We start from the raw sequence: 15,569 nt of genomic DNA, 5'->3' as shown, positions 1-15,569 counted from the left end.
TCGGTCGGTGGATTGGCCTAGAGTAGCGACTTCCCCAGGCTTATTCCGGACCGACGCATGGCACAGTTCTACGACGCACGCGGCAATGTTTATGGAGTCGTTTCCCCGCAGCAAATCCGTGCCGAGGGGATCGATCTTCCGCCGTCTGCCGTCCAGGCAGCGCGAACGCGCCAAGCCTGGAGTTGTGCCGCGGTGCAGGCTTTTTGCGCATGGGCGCCGGGCGAAGCGCCGCCGGATGCCAAGGCCCATCGCAGTGATGGCCTGCTGATTGGCCCGTTCCAGGACGAGCCGCCATTCGATGTGTTGATCGTTAATACCGATGGAACGCTGGCCGAGCGCAGTGGCAATGGCTTGACGATTTTTTCCCTGGCCCTGCAAGAGCGAGGTCTGCTGCCGGAGGACATGGATTTTTTGCTAAGGGTCCATCACGACAAACCCGAAGGTGTCTCACCGCTGCAAACGACGGTTCGCGCCGCCGAGTTCGAAGGCGTGCAAGGGTTCTGGCTGGATCTGGGCAAACCGCTGTTCGGACCCCGTGCCGTCGCTGCCCAAGGGGTGGACAAAGTGACGTCCGGCCGGTGCGAAACAAGCCGGGTGCCTGCGCTTCATGCGTTGGATCCGGCGTGGGGCAATAGCCAGTTCGTGCGTATCGGCAACCCCCACTGCGTGACGTTGGTCGATGACGTGGAGGCATTGCCGAGTCTTTCACAGATGCGCGCGCCGTTGCTGTCGCAGAGCCTGACCGCCATTGCCTATGCCACCCCCGGCGGGGCGGGCGATCCTTGTCCGGCGGGGATCAATCTGCAGTGGGCGTGGCGCGCGGGCGAAGGGCAAGTCGCGGCGCGGGTGTTCGAGCGGGGCGAAGGCCCTACCGCGTCATCAGGCACCAGCGCCAGCGCCGTGGCCAGTGCCGCCTGGCGGTTGGGGTGGGTGAGGGCGGGGGTGGTGAGGGTGGTGATGCCCGGCGGTACGGCGCCGATCCTGCTGGAGGAAGAGGCAGGCGAGCTGGTGCGGGTCAGGTTGTTTGGCGCGGCGCGGCCGATGACGTCTTCGCGAGCAAGCTCGCTCCCACAGTAGATCTCCAGCGGGCGCAGATTTCAGGTATCACACCAATCCCCTGTGGGAGCGAGCCTGCTCGCGATGGCGTCAGCTCAGTCACACAGACATCAACTGACAGGCCCCTATCGCGAGCAGGCTCGCTCCCACAGTAGATCTCCAGCGGGCGCGGATTTCAGGTATCACACCAATCCCCTGTGGGAGCGAGCCTGCTCGCGATGGCGTCAGCTCAGTCACATAGATATCAACTGACAGACCCCTATCGCGAGCAGGCTCGCTCCCACAGTAGATCTCCAGCGGGCGCAGATCTCAGGTATCACACCAATCCCCTGTGGGAGCGAGCCTGCTCGCGATGGCGTCAGCTCAGCCGCATAGATATCAACCGACAGCCCCCTATCGCGAGCAGGCTCGCTCCCACAGTAGATCTCCAGCGGGCGCGGATTTCAGGTATCACACCAATCCCCTGTGGGAGCGAGCCTGCTCGCGATGGCGTCAGCTCAGCCGCATAGATATCAACCGACAGCCCCCTATCGCGAGCAAGCTCGCTCCCACAGTAGCTCTCCAGCGGGCGCAGATTTCAGGTATCACACCAAGCCACTGTGGGAGCGAGCCTGCTCGCGATGGCGTCAGCTCAGTCGCATAGATATCAACTGACAGACCCCTATCGCGAGCAAGCTCGCTTCCACAGGTATAGGGGATTTCAGGTCAGCTGCGGCCCGAACTCTACCACCGGCATCTGCCGCTTCATCAGCACTTCGCCCTTGCGAATCGAGTAAAGCGGCAGGCCCTGGCTGCGGATCACTTCGTAGTCGCTGTCGGCCGAAAGGACCAGCAGGTTCGCCGGACGCCCAGGCTCCAGCCCGTAGCGCTCGCCCAAGGCCATGGCCTTGGCACTGTTGTCGGTGACCAGGTCCAGGGCGCTTTGCAGGTTGCGATAGCCGAGCATATGGCAGATGTGTAGCCCGGCTTCGAGCACGCGCAAGATGTTGCCATTGCCCAGCGGGTACCATGGATCGACGATCGAATCCTGGCCGAAACACACATTCATTCCGGCTTCGAGCAGTTCATTGACCCGGGTGACGCCGCGACGCTTGGGGAAGTTGTCGAAACGTCCTTGCAAATGGATGCTTTCAGTCGGGCACGATACGAAGCTGATTCCAGAGTGGCCGAGCAGGCGGAACAGCTTGGCGCAGTAGGCGTTGTCGTAGGAGCCCATCGCCGTGGTATGGCTGGCGGTCACCCGCGCGCCCATGTCGCGACTGCGCGCTTCTTCGGCGAGCACTTCGAGGAAGCGCGAGTGTGGGTCGTCGGTTTCATCACAATGCACGTCCACCAGGCAGCCGGTGCGCTCGGCCAGGTCCATCAGGAACTTCACCGAACTAACACCCTGGTCGCGGGTGTATTCGAAATGCGGAATGCCCCCCACCACGTCGGCGCCCATGCGGATCGCTTCTTCCATCAGCTCGCGGCCGTTGCGGTAGGACTCGATGCCCTCCTGGGGGAACGCGACGATTTGCATGTCGACCAGATGGCGGCTTTCCTCGCGCACTTCGAGCATTGCCTTGAGCGCCGTGAGCGCCGGATCGGTCACGTCGACGTGGGTGCGCACGTGTTGGATGCCATGGGCGGCCAGGGCCTGGAGAGTCTTCTTGGCGCGGGTCTTGGTGTCTTCTTGGGTGATGGTGGCCTTGCGTTCGCCCCAGCATTCGATGCCCTCGAACAGCGTGCCGCTCATGTTCCAGCGCGGTTCACCGGCGGTCAGTGTGGCGTCCAGGTGTATGTGCGGCTCGACGAAAGGCGGCACCACCAGGTTGCCTCCGGCATCAATGTCTTCGGGGCCCAGGCTGGGGGCTTCGGTCTGGCGGGCGATGCTGGCGATCAGGCCGTTTTCCAGGTGCAATTCATGCAAGCCTTCGCGGTTGCGCAGGCGGGCGTTGATGATGTGCATCAGGCGAATCCTTTAGAGGTCTTGTAGGGGCGCGTCAGCGGTGCGAGTGCCTGTCACGCCGATCAATAGCACATACGTTAGCGCGCCGGTGGCGATTCCTACCAGCGGTGCGACCCATGGCGAGTTGAACGCCGCAACGGTGCCGACGGCATAGGCACCCAGCCCAGGCCAATTGAACGCAGGCAGTTGCGCCTGCGCCAAGCGAGGATAGCGCCCACGCCAGCGGAAGAAGAAGTCGGCCATGATGACCCCGCCAATCGGTGGAATCACGGTGCCGAGCAGGATCAGGTAAGGCACCAGCAAATCGTACATGCCCAGCAACGCCAACAGGGTGCCGATCGCGGCGCCGACCAGCGTGACCGCCCTGCGTCGGCGAGTGCGCAGCAGGTTGCAACCGGCCACGGCGAAGTTGTAGATGGTGTTGTCCTGGGTGCTCCAGATATTGAGCAGCAGCATCGCCATCGCCGCCATGGCGAAGCCCTGCAACAACAGAACTTCGACGACGTCGGGCTGCTGGTAGACGATGGCACCGTATGCGCCGATCAACACCATCAGGCCATTGCCCAGGAAAAAGCCGATCAGGCTCGCCAGCACCGCGACCTTCGCCGAGCGGGAAAAACGTGTCCAGTTGGTCGCCTGCGTGGCGCCGCTGACGAACGTGCCGAAAACCAGGGTGATTGCCGTAGACCAATCCAGATTACCCGTTGGCACAACTGCCAGCAGGCCATCGAGGCCGCCGACCTTCTGCGTCGCGACCCACATCGAGAGCATCAGCAACAACAGCATGGCCGGTACGGCGATGTACGACAGGATCTCCAGCCCGCGATAGCCGATATAAGCCGTGGCGCAGAATCCCAGGCCGAACAGCACCATCAGCCCCAGCACCGTGCCCTGGCCCAACTCGAAGTACTTGCCCAGCACCACCGCAGCGGTGGCCGTGCCCCAGGCGTACCAACCGATCTGGGTAAAGCCCAGGATCAGATCGCTGAGCTTGCTGCCTACTTCGCCAAAACAGAGGCGGCCCATCAACACTGAATTGAGCCCGCTCTTGAACGCGATGTAACCCAGGCCCGCGGCATAAAGGCCCAGCAACAGATTGCCGATGACGATGACGCCGAGCATGTCCGCGAAACCGAACGCCACGCCCAGCTTGCCACCGGCAAACATGGTGGCGGTGAAAAACGTAAAGCCCAGCACCACCATGGCCGTCGAAGCCAGGCCCTTGCGCGCGCTCATCGGGACTTCACTCAAGGGGTAGTCATTACCGGGATCGTTCTGGGTCATGTGGCGGGTCCTTGCGGAGAGAGAAAAAGCGCAAGCGTGCAGCGGCCGTGCCAAGCGAGCGATCGCCGGTTATTTATAGACAATCCCGTTGGGTTGGGTGGGTTTCGAGGAACAAAAGTGGTGCAGGGATGGTTCACGTTGGAACACGGAGGGGCCGTGTGGGAGCGAGCTTGCTCGCGATAGCGTCAGGTCAGCCACATTCCCATCAACTGACGAATCGCTATCGCGAGCAAGCTCGCTCCCACACCATAAAGATTTCAGGTAGGGGAAAGCGGCCCTAAGAACCGCAACACCGCCGCAACGATGGCTTCCGGCGCATCCTCCTGAACCAGATGTCCAGCGTTCGGCACGGCCTGAAACAGCGCCCCCGGAATCATCTTGTGCAGCGCGCGGCCACGCTCGATGGGGATCCACTGGTCATCTTCACCCCACAATATCTGGGTCGGGCAGCGTACGCTGGGGTACAGCCCTTCGACCTCACGGGTGTAGCGCTCGTCCATCTGCGCAATCTGCCGGTAGAAGGCCGCCTGGCCCGGCTCGCCAAGCCACGGCTTCACGTAGGGCGCCAGTTCTGCGTCGCAGATGTCTCGTTTCATCGCGCCGCGGACATAGGTCGGCACGATGGCGCGCTGGATGTAATCGGGCAGGCCGCTGAACGCCGCTTCATGCTGGCGCACATGCTGGACGAAAGGCGAACCCCAGGGCGACAGGGCCACCGGGTCGATCAGGGTCAGGCTTCGGTAATCCTTGCCATCGAGCAGATGTGTACGCAGCGCGGTGGCGCCGCCAAAGTCATGGGCCACTACGTCTGGACGCTCCAGGTTCCAGTGTTCCAGCAATTGGGCAAGCAGTGTGTTCTGCACGCCCAGGGACACGTCGGCGTCCGGTTGCGCAGATTGGCCATAACCCAGCAGGTCGAAGTAATGCACTTTGTGCGTGGCGAAGAAGAGCGGGGCGATGCGGTGCCACACATGGGAAGAAAAGGGCGTGCCGTGGACAAACACCAGCGGCGGGCCGTCGCCGTGGATGGCGTAGCGGACGGGGTGTCCGTTGAACTGGTAGACCTGATCCAGCGGCCAGTGAGTCATGATCGTATCCTCTTGGCATGTTTAAGCCAGAGAGCATAGACACAAAAGCTGCAGCTCCCTCGCCACAGCAGGTTTGGTTACTCCCCGTGATAGATGCAGCCGCTGGTGCAGGTCTCGTGGATGCGAATGGCGCTGAGTTCCGGCAGCAGCGGCTTCAACTCATTCCAGATCCACTTGGCCAGGACTTCGCTGGTCGGGTTTTCCAGGCCAGGAATGTCGTTGAGGTAGTTGTGGTCCAGGCGCTCGTAGAGCGGCTTGAAGATCGCCTTGATTTCCGAGAAGTCGCGAATCCATCCAGTGTGCGGGTCGATGTCACCGCTGAGGTGGATAGCCACCTTGAACGAGTGACCGTGAAGACGGCCGCACTTGTGGCCTTCGGGTACGTGGGGCAGGCGGTGGGCGGATTCGAAGGTGAATTCTTTGAAGATTTCCACAGGTTCAGGCTCTTTAAGGTAGCGGTCGCGAGGCAGGCGGCGGAGTTTATCAGGTTGATCCGTGTGATGCGCGAGCATGCTGACTAAAGGGTCAGCAAACGCTCGCCCCATCCACCGTTGGCCGTCAGTTCAAGGAACTCATCGCCGAGCCGGCGGCTTTCGTCCATCGCCGTGCGCCAGTATTTACGGCGGCTCGGGTCATCGCCCATGAAGCGCTTGAAGTCGTTGCGATCCGGCAGTTTGCCGTAGGGCAGGCGAGCCAGGTATTCGCGCGATGGCGCGAGCAACAGCACGTTCTGGAGGCGTTCGGCGTTGCCCCTGCGCCATGGCAGGCCCTTGTCGAACCAGCCGGGAATGACCCGATCGGTGAAGTGTGGATAAAGGACTATGTCGTCGCCGCTGTAGGGCAGGTCGAGGTGATAGTCCAGCAGACCGCCGTCGCGGTAGGTGCCGGCGCCGGCGCCGGGGAGGTCGCGCACGCCTTCCATTACCATCGGGATCGAGCCCGACGCCAGCAACGCCTGGCGCAGGTTATCGGCGGCCAGCGGCACGAAGCGCGACGGGAAGTCTGTCAGCGGATTCAGCGGAGGCGCCAACCGAGGATCGTGTACGATCAGCCGCTCAAAATGCCGCGACAAGCGTGCGCGGCCTCGCAAGTTGTCGGCAATCACCGATGACAAGCCCAGGCCCAGCCGGCCACGGTGGTCCAGTGCCAGCAAGCCGTGGCTCTTGACCACCATGATATTGAGCCGGTAGAGCGGGTTATCGAGGATCGTCAGGTCCCGGCCTTCCAGCAGGTCGTCGAGCATGCGCTGGGAGCTTTGGCTGACGCCGGCCATGGTCACGCCTTTGGCGAAGCTCTGTTCGTTATACAAAGTGCCCAGGCGCCGGATACCCTCGGCGGCGTTCGGCAGACAGGCGCTGGCAAAGCGCCAGGAGCCAACCGAAGCGCCGATCAGCGATCGCTCTCGCGGCGCGGCGGGGAGCCATTCACCGAACAGGGCCAGGTCCAATCCCTGGATGCCCAAGGCTTTCGGGCCACCGGCGGCACCCGGCAGGATGCCAACATCGGCGGCCTTGAGGCCCGCCTCGCGGATACGCTTGAAGGCGCGGGAGCCGGCCTTGACGGTGAGGGCTGGGAATTTGATATGGATGGCGGTCATACCGGTCTCTGATACTGGCAAGCGATGAATTATAACGACACAAAACCCCGTGGGAACGAGCTTGCTCACGATAGCGTCAGCCCAGTTGCATCGATGGCAACGCAAAGACCGCTGCTGCCAGCAAGCTCGCTCTCAATTGATGTGTGTCCAATGATGGCAATTCAGTTTCAGTTAAGTTCACCCCGATAAAGTTTCCCGGTGAAGATTATAAGAAGGAGATAATCCGTGAACCGCCTGACTGCCTTTATTCTCGTGACGCTCATGGCCTTTGGCGCTGGCCTGGCTCAAGCACGAGATCTCCATCGCCATGAGATCAAAAAGCTGGTGGACGCTGGTACCATCCTGCCTTTTGACAAGCTCAACGAAGCGGCCCTGGCCGAACACCCTGACGGCACCGTGATTGATTCAGAGCTGGAAGATGAATACGGCAAGTACCGTTACAAGGTGGACCTGCGCGATGCGGATGGCATCGAATGGGAACTGGAACTCGACGCCGTCAGCGGCAAGGTGCTCAAGAATCATCAGGATACGTAATGAAGCTTAGTTTACGCGCCCGCAGCCGCTGGGCGCTGGCGCTGCTGGCGTTCTGTTCACTCGCCATGGCCCGGGACCTGGACCAGGACGAGGCCCTGCAACTGCGCCAACAGGGCGTGATCCTGCCGCTGGAGCAATTGCTCCAACAAGCGCTGGACCGCCATCCTGGCGCCAAGTTGCTGGAGGCCGAGCTGGAGGAAAAGCACGGCGTCTATATTTATGAGGTCGAGCTGCTGGATACCGACGGCGTAGTGCGCGAACTGGACCTGGAGGCCGCTACCGGCCGTTTACTCAAAGATAAGGAAGACTGATGCGCCTGCTCCTGGTGGAAGACCACGTTCCCCTGGCCGATGAGCTGATGGCCGGGCTTGCGCGGCAGGGTTATGCGGTGGATTGGCTGGCCGATGGTCGTGATGCGATCTATCAGGGCAGCAGCGAGCCCTACGACCTGATCATTCTCGACCTGGGCCTGCCGGGCGTTCCTGGGCTTGAGGTGCTGACGCAATGGCGAGCCGGTGGCCTGGCCACGCCGGTGTTGATCCTCACCGCCCGCGGCTCCTGGGCCGAGCGCATCGAAGGGCTCAAGGCCGGGGCCGATGATTACCTGACCAAGCCCTTTCACCCCGAAGAACTGCACTTGCGCATCCAGGCGCTGCTGCGTCGTTCCCACGGCCAGGCCAATCAACCGACGCTCCAGGCGGCCGGGTTGCACCTGGATGAAGGGCGCCAGTGCGTGATTCGTGACGGAGCGGAGATCCAGCTGACCGCCGCCGAGTTCCGCTTGTTGCGCTATTTCATGTTGCACCCCGAGCAAATCCTCTCCAAGAGTCATCTCGCCGAGCACCTGTATGACGGAGAAACCGAGCGCGATTCCAATGTGCTGGAAGTCCACGTCAACCACTTGCGGCGCAAGCTGGGGCGCAGCGTGATCGAAACCCGTCGCGGCCAGGGATACCTGTTCGGCGGGCAGACGCAGTGAGATCCATCCAACGGCGCCTGAGCCTTGGGCTGATCGGTGTGATGGTCGTGGTCGGCCTCGTCCTGGCGCAGACCAGCCTGTGGCTGTTCGAACTAGGCTTGCAGCGTTATCTGGAAGCGGGGCTGCGTAACGACAGCGAGAACCTGTTGGTGGCTTTGGTCCGTGGCCCGCAAGGTTTGCAGTTGGACGAGCGGCGCTTGTCACCGGCGTATCTGCGGCCGTTTTCCGGGCACTATTTCCGCATCGATTTCGCCAACGAGCATTGGCGCTCCCGCTCCCTGTGGGACCAGGAACTGCCCCGGCTCGACCATCCGGGCCTGCACAGCAATCTGCAACTGGGCCCCGAAGGCCAGAGGCTGCTCGTACTGCGCACCGACTATCGGCGCTTGGGCCAGGCGATTTCCATCAGCGTGGCCCAAGACTACACGCCCGTGCGGGACAGCTTCCTGAGGATGCAGCAGGTCGGCTTGGGGCTCGGCCTGGCCGGGTTGCTGCTGATCCTGTTACTCCAGCGCCTCACCGTACATCGCGCGTTGCGTCCGTTGGAAAAGGCTCGGGAGCAGATTGCCCAGTTGCAACGCGGGCAGCGCTCGCAGCTCGATGAGCAAGTGCCCAGGGAGCTGGAGCCACTGGTGGCGCAGATCAACCATCTGCTGGCCCACACCGAAGACAGCCTCAAGCGCTCACGCAACGCCCTGGGCAACCTGGGCCATGCCTTGAAGACCCCGCTGGCGGTGCTGCAAAGCCTGGCGTCGAACGAAAAGCTCGACCCTTATCCGGAACTGCGCAAGTTGCTGCTCGAACAACTGGAGCAGGTTCGCCAGCGCTTGAACCGCGAACTCAATCGCGCCCGGTTGTCCGGTGATGCGTTGCCCGGGGCGCACCTGGACTGCGACGCCGAACTGCCGGGATTGCTGGCGACGCTGAACATGATCCATGGCGAGCATCTGCATCTGGCCTACGTCGGGCCGCCCGGCTTGCACCTGCCTTGGGATCGTGAAGACCTGCTGGAACTGCTGGGCAACCTGCTGGACAACGCGTGCAAATGGGCCGACGCCGAAGTGCGCCTGAGCGTGAGCGAGACGGTCGAGGGCTTCAGCCTAGTGGTGGAAGACGATGGGCCGGGCATCCCCGCGGAGCGCCGCGACCAGGTATTCAGCCGAGGCACGCGGTTGGATGAGCAAACCGACGGCCACGGCCTGGGGCTGGGCATCGTGCGCGACATCGTCGACACCTGGGGCGGGACGCTGGCGCTGGGTGACAGCGAGTGGGGCGGCTTGAAGGTCGTGATCGACTTGCCCAAGCGCTGAAACACGCTAATGGTGCCGCTGAGCCCTGGGGGAGCGAGCTTGCTCGCGATAGCGTCAGTTCAGCCAAATGAATATCAACTGACCCACCGCCATCGCGAGCAAGCTCGCTCCCACAGTGGATCGGCAGTGAATGCGAAACCCGCCGCATGACCCTTGCAGCTTGCCGCCGCTTCCTGCAAAGTCGCGACCTTTTTGTCCGGTGGCTTTCCATCGCTGTGCTTTGAGGTAACGATGATAAATGCAGTAATTGCGGCGGTTGGCGTCATGCTGGTGCTCAGCCTGTCCCGCGTGCATGTGGTGATCGCGCTGATCGTCGGCGCATTGGTGGGCGGCCTGACGGGCGGCCTGGGGATCGAGGCGACGCTCAAGGCGTTCAATGCAGGCCTGGGTGGCGGCGCTACGGTGGCGCTGTCCTACGCATTGCTGGGTGCTTTCGCCGTGGCGATCGCCAAGTCCGGCATGGCTCACGCCTTGGCCGACAAAGCCCTGGCCATGGTCGACCGCCAGGACGCCGCCGGCGGCACGGGCGTCAAGTGGGTGCTGATCGGCCTGCTGGGTACCGTCGCGGTCGCTTCACAGAATATCCTGCCGATCCACATCGCCTTCATCCCGCTGCTGGTGCCGCCACTTTTATATGTACTGACCAAGTTGCAGATGGACCGCCGGTTGATCGCCTGCGTCATGACCTTCGGCCTGATCACGCCCTATATGTTCCTGCCGGTGGGCTTCGGCAATATTTTCCTTAACGAAATCCTGTTGGCCAACGTCGCGAGAAGTGGCGTGGACGTCAGCGGCATCAACATCACCCACGCCATGGGCATCCCGGCGCTGGGTATGGTGTTTGGCCTGGCGCTGTCGTTTATCACCTATCGCAAGAAACGCGTCTATGACCTGAAGAAAATCGCTCGCGCCGAGCAGGTGGCGGTGCGCTATAACCCGCTCAGCCTGTTGGTGGCGGGGTTGGCGATCGCGGCGGCCTTTGCCATCCAGCTGCTGCTCGACTCGATGATCATCGGCGCCCTGGCCGGCTTCCTGATCTTTTCTGTCTCGGGTGTGGTGCGTTGGCGCGAGACCGATGACCTGTTCACCGAAGGCATGAAGATGATGGCGATGATCGGCTTCATCATGATCGCCGCGTCGGGGTTCGCCGAGGTGATGAAGGCCACCGGTGAAGTCCAGAGCCTGGTTGAAACCTCGGCGGCCTGGATCGGCCACAACAAGGGCGTCGGCGCATTGCTGATGTTGCTGGTGGGATTGTTGGTGACCATGGGCATCGGCTCGTCGTTCTCCACGGTGCCGATCCTGGCGACTATCTTTGTGCCGCTGTGCCTGCAACTGGGTTTCAGCCCGCTGGCGATCGTCTGCATCGTCGGCACCGCCGGCGCCTTGGGCGATGCCGGCTCGCCTGCCTCGGACTCGACGCTGGGCCCGACCTCCGGCCTGAACATCGACGGCCAGCATCACCACATCTGGGACACCGTGGTTCCGACCTTCATCCATTACAACCTGCCGTTGCTGGTGTTTGGTTGGGTGGCGGCGATGGTGTTGTAGGCCAAGACCGCGTTGCGTTCATCGCGAGCAGGCTCGCTCCCACAATGGATCGCATTTTCCTGTGGAAGCGAGCTTGCTCGCGATGGGGCCCTTGAATTCAGCGACCCTGCCAACTGACTGTTCACCTTGTCCTACAGTTTTGCCGTGGGCTGCCGTTAACCCAGCTAACCACACCATAAAACCTACAAGAGTGAACAGCATGCGCCTGAGCTTGAAGGCTAAAGTCCTGTCCCTGGCAATACTGCCGGTATTGCTGTCCGCCGTGATCATCAGCCTGACCACTGCGTTCATCTTGAAGGAACAGGCCAGCAAAGAAGTCCAGCAAACCCGCGAGCGCCTGCTCAGCGAGGCCAAGGCCACCCTACAGAATTATGTCGCGGTCGGGCTGACGGCCATCAAGCCGCTCTACGATGCCGCCGCGCCCGGCGATAACGAGGCGCGTGCCCAGGCGATCAAGTTGCTGTCCAATATCAGCTACGGCAAGGACGGCTATTTTTTCGGCTACGACTCCGAGACCATTCGTCTGTTCAAGGCCAACAGCCCTGATGGTGTGGGCAAGAGTTTCAAGGACAACCGCGATCCGAACGGTGTCTACGTCAACCGTGACCTGGTGAAAGTCGCCAAGGACGGCACGCATTACCTCGAATACAGCTCGCCGCTGCCGGGCAGCAAAGACCTGGTGCCGAAGCTCGGCTACACCGAATACTTGTCCAAGTGGGACCTGGCGGTGGGCAGCTCGGTGAATCTGGATGGCATCGAAGGTCAGGTGGCGTTGGTGGAAGCCAAGGTCCACGATCGGCTGCAAGGCGTGATCCTCAGCATCGTCGGGATTGCCGCCGTGGTGTTGCTGGTGATCGCGGTGGTGGGCCTGGTGCTCGCCAACACCATCCTGCGTCCGTTGCACCTGATGAAGGACAACCTCGACGACATCGCGGCGGGAGAGGGCGACCTGACCCGGCGCCTGGCGATTACCAGCCAGGATGAACTGGGCCAACTGGCCGGTTCGTTCAACCGTTTCGTCGACAAGATCCACGGCCTGGTGCGGCAGATCACCGACATGACCTCGCAGCTGACCGGGCTGGTGACACAAGTCTCCGAGCAAGCCCAGCGTTCAGAGCAGGCCATGGAACGCCAGCGCCACGAAACCGACCAGGTCGCCACCGCGATCAACGAGATGTCCTCCGCCGCCCAGGAAGTCGCCCGCAGTGCCCAGGGCGCCGCCGTCGCGGCCCAGCAGACCGACGAAGAAGGCCAGTCGGCCAAGCGCGTGGTGGCCGGCAGTATCCAGCAGATCCATGCGTTGGTGAACGATATCCGCAGCAGCGGCGTGTCCTTGGACAGTCTGCAACAGGACGTGGCCTCGATCGTCAGTGTCCTGGGAGTGATTCGTTCGATCGCCGAGCAGACAAACCTGCTGGCCCTTAACGCCGCCATCGAGGCCGCGCGGGCCGGCGAAGCGGGACGCGGTTTTGCGGTGGTCGCCGATGAAGTCCGTGCCCTGGCCAGCCGGACCCAGCAAAGCACCCAGGAAATTCAGGGGATGATCGACCGGTTGCAGTCCGGCACCCATGCGGCGGTGGAAGCGATGCGCCGTTCCAGTGAGGCCGGCGACGGCACGTCGGAGCGGGCCAATGAGGCCGGCGCTTCACTGGACACCATGGCGCAGCTGATCGGCACCATCAACTCGATGAACGCCCAGATCGCCAGTGCCGCCGAAGAACAGACCGCGGTAGCCGAAGAAATCAACCGCAGCGTTCACCAGATCGCCGTGGCCGTGGACAGCGTTGCCGACGAAACCCAACTCGGCGCCCAGACCTCCCGCAGCCTGGCCGACCTGGGCCAGCGCCTGGGCAAGCTGGTGGGGCAGTTCCGGATCTGATCCGGGCAGCAGGAGCTGCCGAAGGCTGCGATCTTTCGCTTTCGATCCAGATGTGCCGCCTGGCTCGCCAGGCCCTATCGGAAGCGGAGGATCGCAGCCTTCGGCAGTTTCTGTCGGTCATCCTGTGGGAGCGAGCAAGCGCGCTCCCACAGTTGTTCTTCGCCGCCTGCATTGCCGGATCAGTGCCTGGGCTATGGCTCGCGCACCCTGTATCAACACGCCGAACGGCACATCCACCGCAATGTCGGGTCGAAAAACGGCGGGGTAGGCCACGTCCGGCCAGGCGGTGTTGATTTGGGTTCATGGCGCGCAGCAGACGCGACGGCACTCCGGCGAGTCCTGGCGGACTAATGTGTATCTGCCAAGGACATGGAAAGCAAATGAACCGCAAGAACCTCCAAAACAAATCGCAGATGTTGCTGCTGATCCTGGTCAGCATCGCCTTCGTCTGGATCCTGCTGCCGTTCTACGGAGCGGTGTTCTGGGCCGTCATCCTGGGCATCGTCTTCGCGCCGCTGCAGCGGCGGCTGCAATTGAAACTCAACTGGCCGCGCAACCTCACGACGCTGCTGACCCTAACCAGTTGCATGCTGATCGCTGTCTTGCCGGTCATCGTCATCAGCACCTTGCTGGTCCAGGAAGGCGCGGCACTCTACAAGAGCCTGGAAAGTGGCGAGCTGGACGTTGCTGATTACCTGGCCCGCTTCAAGGAAGCATTGCCCCCGTACTTCCAGCACCTGCTGGACCGTTTTGGCCTGGGCAACCTGAGCGGGTTGCGGGACAAGATCGTCAAGAGCGCGATGCAGGGCAGCGAATTCTTCGCCACCCAGGCGTTCAGTTTCGGCCAGGGGACGTTCCAATTCCTGGTGAGCTTTTTCGTGATGCTCTACCTGCTGTTCTTTTTCCTGCGCGACGGTCCGGAACTGGTGCGCAAGGTTCGCTTTGCCGTGCCATTGGCGGAGCACCAGAAGCGCCGCCTGCAGTTGAAATTCAACCGGGTGGTGCGGGCGACGGTGAAAGGCAACCTGTTGGTAGCGATTACCCAGGGCGCACTGGGCGGCTTGATCTTTTGGGTGCTTGGCATTCCGACAGTGCTGCCCTGGGCGGTGCTGATGGCGTTCCTGTCGCTGCTGCCAGCCGTGGGAGCGGGCATCGTCTGGGCGCCGGTGGCGGTGTATTTCCTGCTGTCGGGGGCGATCTGGCAGGGCGTCGTGCTGACCCTGTTCGGTGTATTCGTGATCGGCCTGGTGGATAACTTCCTGCGGCCGATCCTGGTGGGCAAGGACACCAAGATGCCCGACTACATGGTCCTGGTCTCGACACTGGGCGGGCTGGCGGTGTTTGGCCTGAATGGCTTTGTCATCGGCCCGTTGATCGCGGCACTGTTCCTGTCGTGCTGGGCGTTGTTCGTCGAAAATACGCCTCGGGTGCAATTGCCTTAGGCGCGCAGCAGATAGGGACCGATGCGTTGCGACATGGCCTGGGCAGCGGGCAGTGAAGTCAGCGGGCCGCTGATGGTCACACCGTCCTGCACCAGATACCAGCAAGCCAGCAGGCCTCGTTCCCTGAGCGGGGCGGGGACGGCGCTGCCAACGACAGACATGATTTGAACCTTGGGCATGGGAAACCTCCATCAATCGATGGGGCTACCTTACGTCTCATGAAGGATGGGGAAAAATCAACGGCTTCAATAGTAGGAATCGATGCCGCTCAATCGACCACCAGGTCCAGCATGTGCACCACTTCCTGCTCGTTGAGCAGGCCCTTGCGGACCAGGCTCTCCGCGAGCAGCGAGAGGAACTTGGCGCTGCGGTGGCCTTCCAGGTGCTTGAGCTCGGTCAGTGCGTTGTACACCTTGCTCGAGGTGCACAGTCCCACGATGCGGTGAGGGTTTTGTGTTGGCATGGCTTCGTCCTTGTTGTTATGAAGCTGCAATGGCGGACCGGGACAGTTTGCGGCACGGCCATGACGCTCAGGTGACAGCTTGGGATTGGGAAAAACAAAGCAGGATTCAGACCATGATGCCGCATTGGCGCCAAATTATTGTTCTGGTAGCGACCTCAGACAGGCGCGCTACGGCCATCAGCGGGCTCTGACCGCCGAAAGGCGCCCATAAAAAAGCCCCTGAATCTTTCGATTCAAGGGCTTTGATTTTTGCTGTCTGGCTCCACGACCTGGACTCGAACCAGGGACCCAGTGATTAACAGTCACTTGCTCTACCAACTGAGCTATCGCGGAATGACGCGTATGTTACTGATTGGAAAAGAGAAGTCAAGCTTGGGTTGATGATTGGGCGGGATTTTCGTGGTTGAGGTGTTCAGGTAGCAAATGTTACTGCTCCAC

At 61.9% G+C, this 15,569-nt stretch carries 15 protein-coding genes, 1 tRNA gene and 1 pseudogene; 9 read left to right on the top strand and 8 right to left on the bottom strand.

The annotated features are described in order from the left end of the window. The first annotated feature begins 57 nt into the window (after window positions 1–57). A complete protein-coding gene (locus J3P81_RS16615; RefSeq protein ID WP_434559841.1) occupies window positions 58–1,077 on the top strand; it encodes a diaminopimelate epimerase in 1,020 nt (339 codons plus the stop codon). 679 nt (window positions 1,078–1,756) lie between these two features. On the opposite strand, the gene codA is transcribed toward J3P81_RS16615, so the two are convergent. From codA to J3P81_RS16590, 5 genes are all read right to left on the bottom strand, one after another. Beyond that, complete coding sequence (gene codA, locus J3P81_RS16610) at window positions 1,757–3,004, bottom strand: cytosine deaminase (protein WP_434559839.1); 1,248 nt, start codon at window positions 3,002–3,004, stop codon at window positions 1,757–1,759. A 12-nt stretch (window positions 3,005–3,016) separates the two neighbouring features. Continuing rightward, the gene (codB, locus tag J3P81_RS16605; RefSeq protein ID WP_434559837.1) at window positions 3,017–4,288 is read right to left on the bottom strand and encodes a cytosine permease; all 1,272 of its coding nucleotides are present in this window, start codon (window positions 4,286–4,288) and stop codon (window positions 3,017–3,019) included. Window positions 4,289–4,545: 257 nt separating this feature from the next. Further along, window positions 4,546–5,376, bottom strand: a complete 831-nt coding sequence (locus J3P81_RS16600) for an alpha/beta fold hydrolase (RefSeq protein ID WP_434559835.1) — start codon at window positions 5,374–5,376, stop codon at window positions 4,546–4,548. A 77-nt stretch (window positions 5,377–5,453) separates the two neighbouring features. Beyond that, window positions 5,454–5,810, bottom strand: a complete 357-nt coding sequence (gene queD, locus J3P81_RS16595; protein ID WP_025212792.1) for a 6-carboxytetrahydropterin synthase QueD — start codon at window positions 5,808–5,810, stop codon at window positions 5,454–5,456. An 83-nt stretch (window positions 5,811–5,893) separates the two neighbouring features. Further along, entirely contained in the window at window positions 5,894–6,973 is a 1,080-nt protein-coding gene (locus J3P81_RS16590; RefSeq protein ID WP_420765667.1) for a patatin-like phospholipase family protein, read from the bottom strand. 225 nt (window positions 6,974–7,198) lie between these two features. On the opposite strand from J3P81_RS16590, the gene J3P81_RS16585 reads away from it, so the two are divergent. The 8 genes and pseudogenes from J3P81_RS16585 (at window position 7,199) to J3P81_RS16550 (ending at window position 14,668) form a co-directional block, all read left to right on the top strand. Continuing rightward, entirely contained in the window at window positions 7,199–7,507 is a 309-nt protein-coding gene (locus tag J3P81_RS16585) for a PepSY domain-containing protein (RefSeq protein ID WP_434559833.1), read from the top strand. Continuing rightward, entirely contained in the window at window positions 7,507–7,818 is a 312-nt protein-coding gene (locus tag J3P81_RS16580; RefSeq protein ID WP_420765669.1) for a PepSY domain-containing protein, read from the top strand. The genes J3P81_RS16585 and J3P81_RS16580 overlap by 1 nt, the downstream gene beginning before the upstream one ends. Further along, entirely contained in the window at window positions 7,818–8,486 is a 669-nt protein-coding gene (locus J3P81_RS16575) for a response regulator transcription factor (RefSeq protein WP_434559831.1), read from the top strand. The genes J3P81_RS16580 and J3P81_RS16575 overlap by 1 nt, the downstream gene beginning before the upstream one ends. Continuing rightward, the gene (locus J3P81_RS16570) at window positions 8,483–9,796 is read left to right on the top strand and encodes an ATP-binding protein (RefSeq protein ID WP_420765671.1); all 1,314 of its coding nucleotides are present in this window, start codon (window positions 8,483–8,485) and stop codon (window positions 9,794–9,796) included. Before J3P81_RS16575 ends, J3P81_RS16570 begins: the two co-directional genes overlap by 4 nt. A gap of 234 nt (window positions 9,797–10,030) precedes the next feature. Beyond that, complete coding sequence (locus tag J3P81_RS16565; protein WP_420765919.1) at window positions 10,031–11,347, top strand: Na+/H+ antiporter family protein; 1,317 nt, start codon at window positions 10,031–10,033, stop codon at window positions 11,345–11,347. Between the two features lie 82 nt (window positions 11,348–11,429). After that, window positions 11,430–12,320: pseudogene (locus J3P81_RS16560) on the top strand (cache domain-containing protein); the annotation flags it as partial. Between the two features lie 84 nt (window positions 12,321–12,404). After that, entirely contained in the window at window positions 12,405–13,226 is an 822-nt protein-coding gene (locus tag J3P81_RS16555) for a methyl-accepting chemotaxis protein (RefSeq protein ID WP_371914218.1), read from the top strand. A gap of 380 nt (window positions 13,227–13,606) precedes the next feature. Continuing rightward, window positions 13,607–14,668: an AI-2E family transporter gene (locus tag J3P81_RS16550; protein WP_420765672.1), complete on the top strand. Its 1,062-nt coding sequence runs from the start codon at window positions 13,607–13,609 to the stop codon at window positions 14,666–14,668. On the opposite strand, the gene J3P81_RS16545 is transcribed toward J3P81_RS16550, so the two are convergent. The 3 genes from J3P81_RS16545 to J3P81_RS16535 form a co-directional block, all read right to left on the bottom strand. Beyond that, entirely contained in the window at window positions 14,665–14,847 is a 183-nt protein-coding gene (locus tag J3P81_RS16545) for a hypothetical protein (RefSeq protein ID WP_420765673.1), read from the bottom strand. The genes J3P81_RS16550 and J3P81_RS16545 overlap by 4 nt on opposite strands. A gap of 89 nt (window positions 14,848–14,936) precedes the next feature. After that, on the bottom strand, window positions 14,937–15,131 hold the full coding sequence (locus J3P81_RS16540) for a hypothetical protein (protein ID WP_420765674.1): 195 nt from the start codon (window positions 15,129–15,131) through the stop codon (window positions 14,937–14,939). Window positions 15,132–15,388: 257 nt separating this feature from the next. Next, window positions 15,389–15,464 (bottom strand) — tRNA-Asn (locus tag J3P81_RS16535). Window positions 15,465–15,569: the final 105 nt, after the last annotated feature.

The sequence above is a fragment of the Pseudomonas sp. R1-6 genome (assembly GCF_051132115.1).
Lineage (GTDB): Bacteria > Pseudomonadota > Gammaproteobacteria > Pseudomonadales > Pseudomonadaceae > Aquipseudomonas.
The sequence above is the reverse complement of the archived record's forward strand: the minus strand, read 5'-3'. Positions and strand labels throughout refer to the sequence as shown.

What these genes read in the sequence shown, in the direction of transcription:
- J3P81_RS16600 (WP_434559835.1), bottom strand. Translation starts at nt 5,376, where the DNA reads ATGACTCACTGGCCGCTGGATCAGGTCTACCAGTTCAACGGACACCCC.
- codA (WP_434559839.1), bottom strand. Translation starts at nt 3,004, where the DNA reads ATGCACATCATCAACGCCCGCCTGCGCAACCGCGAAGGCTTGCATGAA.
- J3P81_RS16555 (WP_371914218.1), top strand. Translation starts at nt 12,405, where the DNA reads ATGACCTCGCAGCTGACCGGGCTGGTGACACAAGTCTCCGAGCAAGCC.
- J3P81_RS16615 (WP_434559841.1), top strand. Translation starts at nt 58, where the DNA reads ATGGCACAGTTCTACGACGCACGCGGCAATGTTTATGGAGTCGTTTCC.
- J3P81_RS16575 (WP_434559831.1), top strand. Translation starts at nt 7,818, where the DNA reads ATGCGCCTGCTCCTGGTGGAAGACCACGTTCCCCTGGCCGATGAGCTG.
- J3P81_RS16550 (WP_420765672.1), top strand. Translation starts at nt 13,607, where the DNA reads ATGAACCGCAAGAACCTCCAAAACAAATCGCAGATGTTGCTGCTGATC.
- J3P81_RS16545 (WP_420765673.1), bottom strand. Translation starts at nt 14,847, where the DNA reads ATGCCCAAGGTTCAAATCATGTCTGTCGTTGGCAGCGCCGTCCCCGCC.
- J3P81_RS16580 (WP_420765669.1), top strand. Translation starts at nt 7,507, where the DNA reads ATGAAGCTTAGTTTACGCGCCCGCAGCCGCTGGGCGCTGGCGCTGCTG.
- J3P81_RS16540 (WP_420765674.1), bottom strand. Translation starts at nt 15,131, where the DNA reads ATGCCAACACAAAACCCTCACCGCATCGTGGGACTGTGCACCTCGAGC.
- codB (WP_434559837.1), bottom strand. Translation starts at nt 4,288, where the DNA reads ATGACCCAGAACGATCCCGGTAATGACTACCCCTTGAGTGAAGTCCCG.
- J3P81_RS16590 (WP_420765667.1), bottom strand. Translation starts at nt 6,973, where the DNA reads ATGACCGCCATCCATATCAAATTCCCAGCCCTCACCGTCAAGGCCGGC.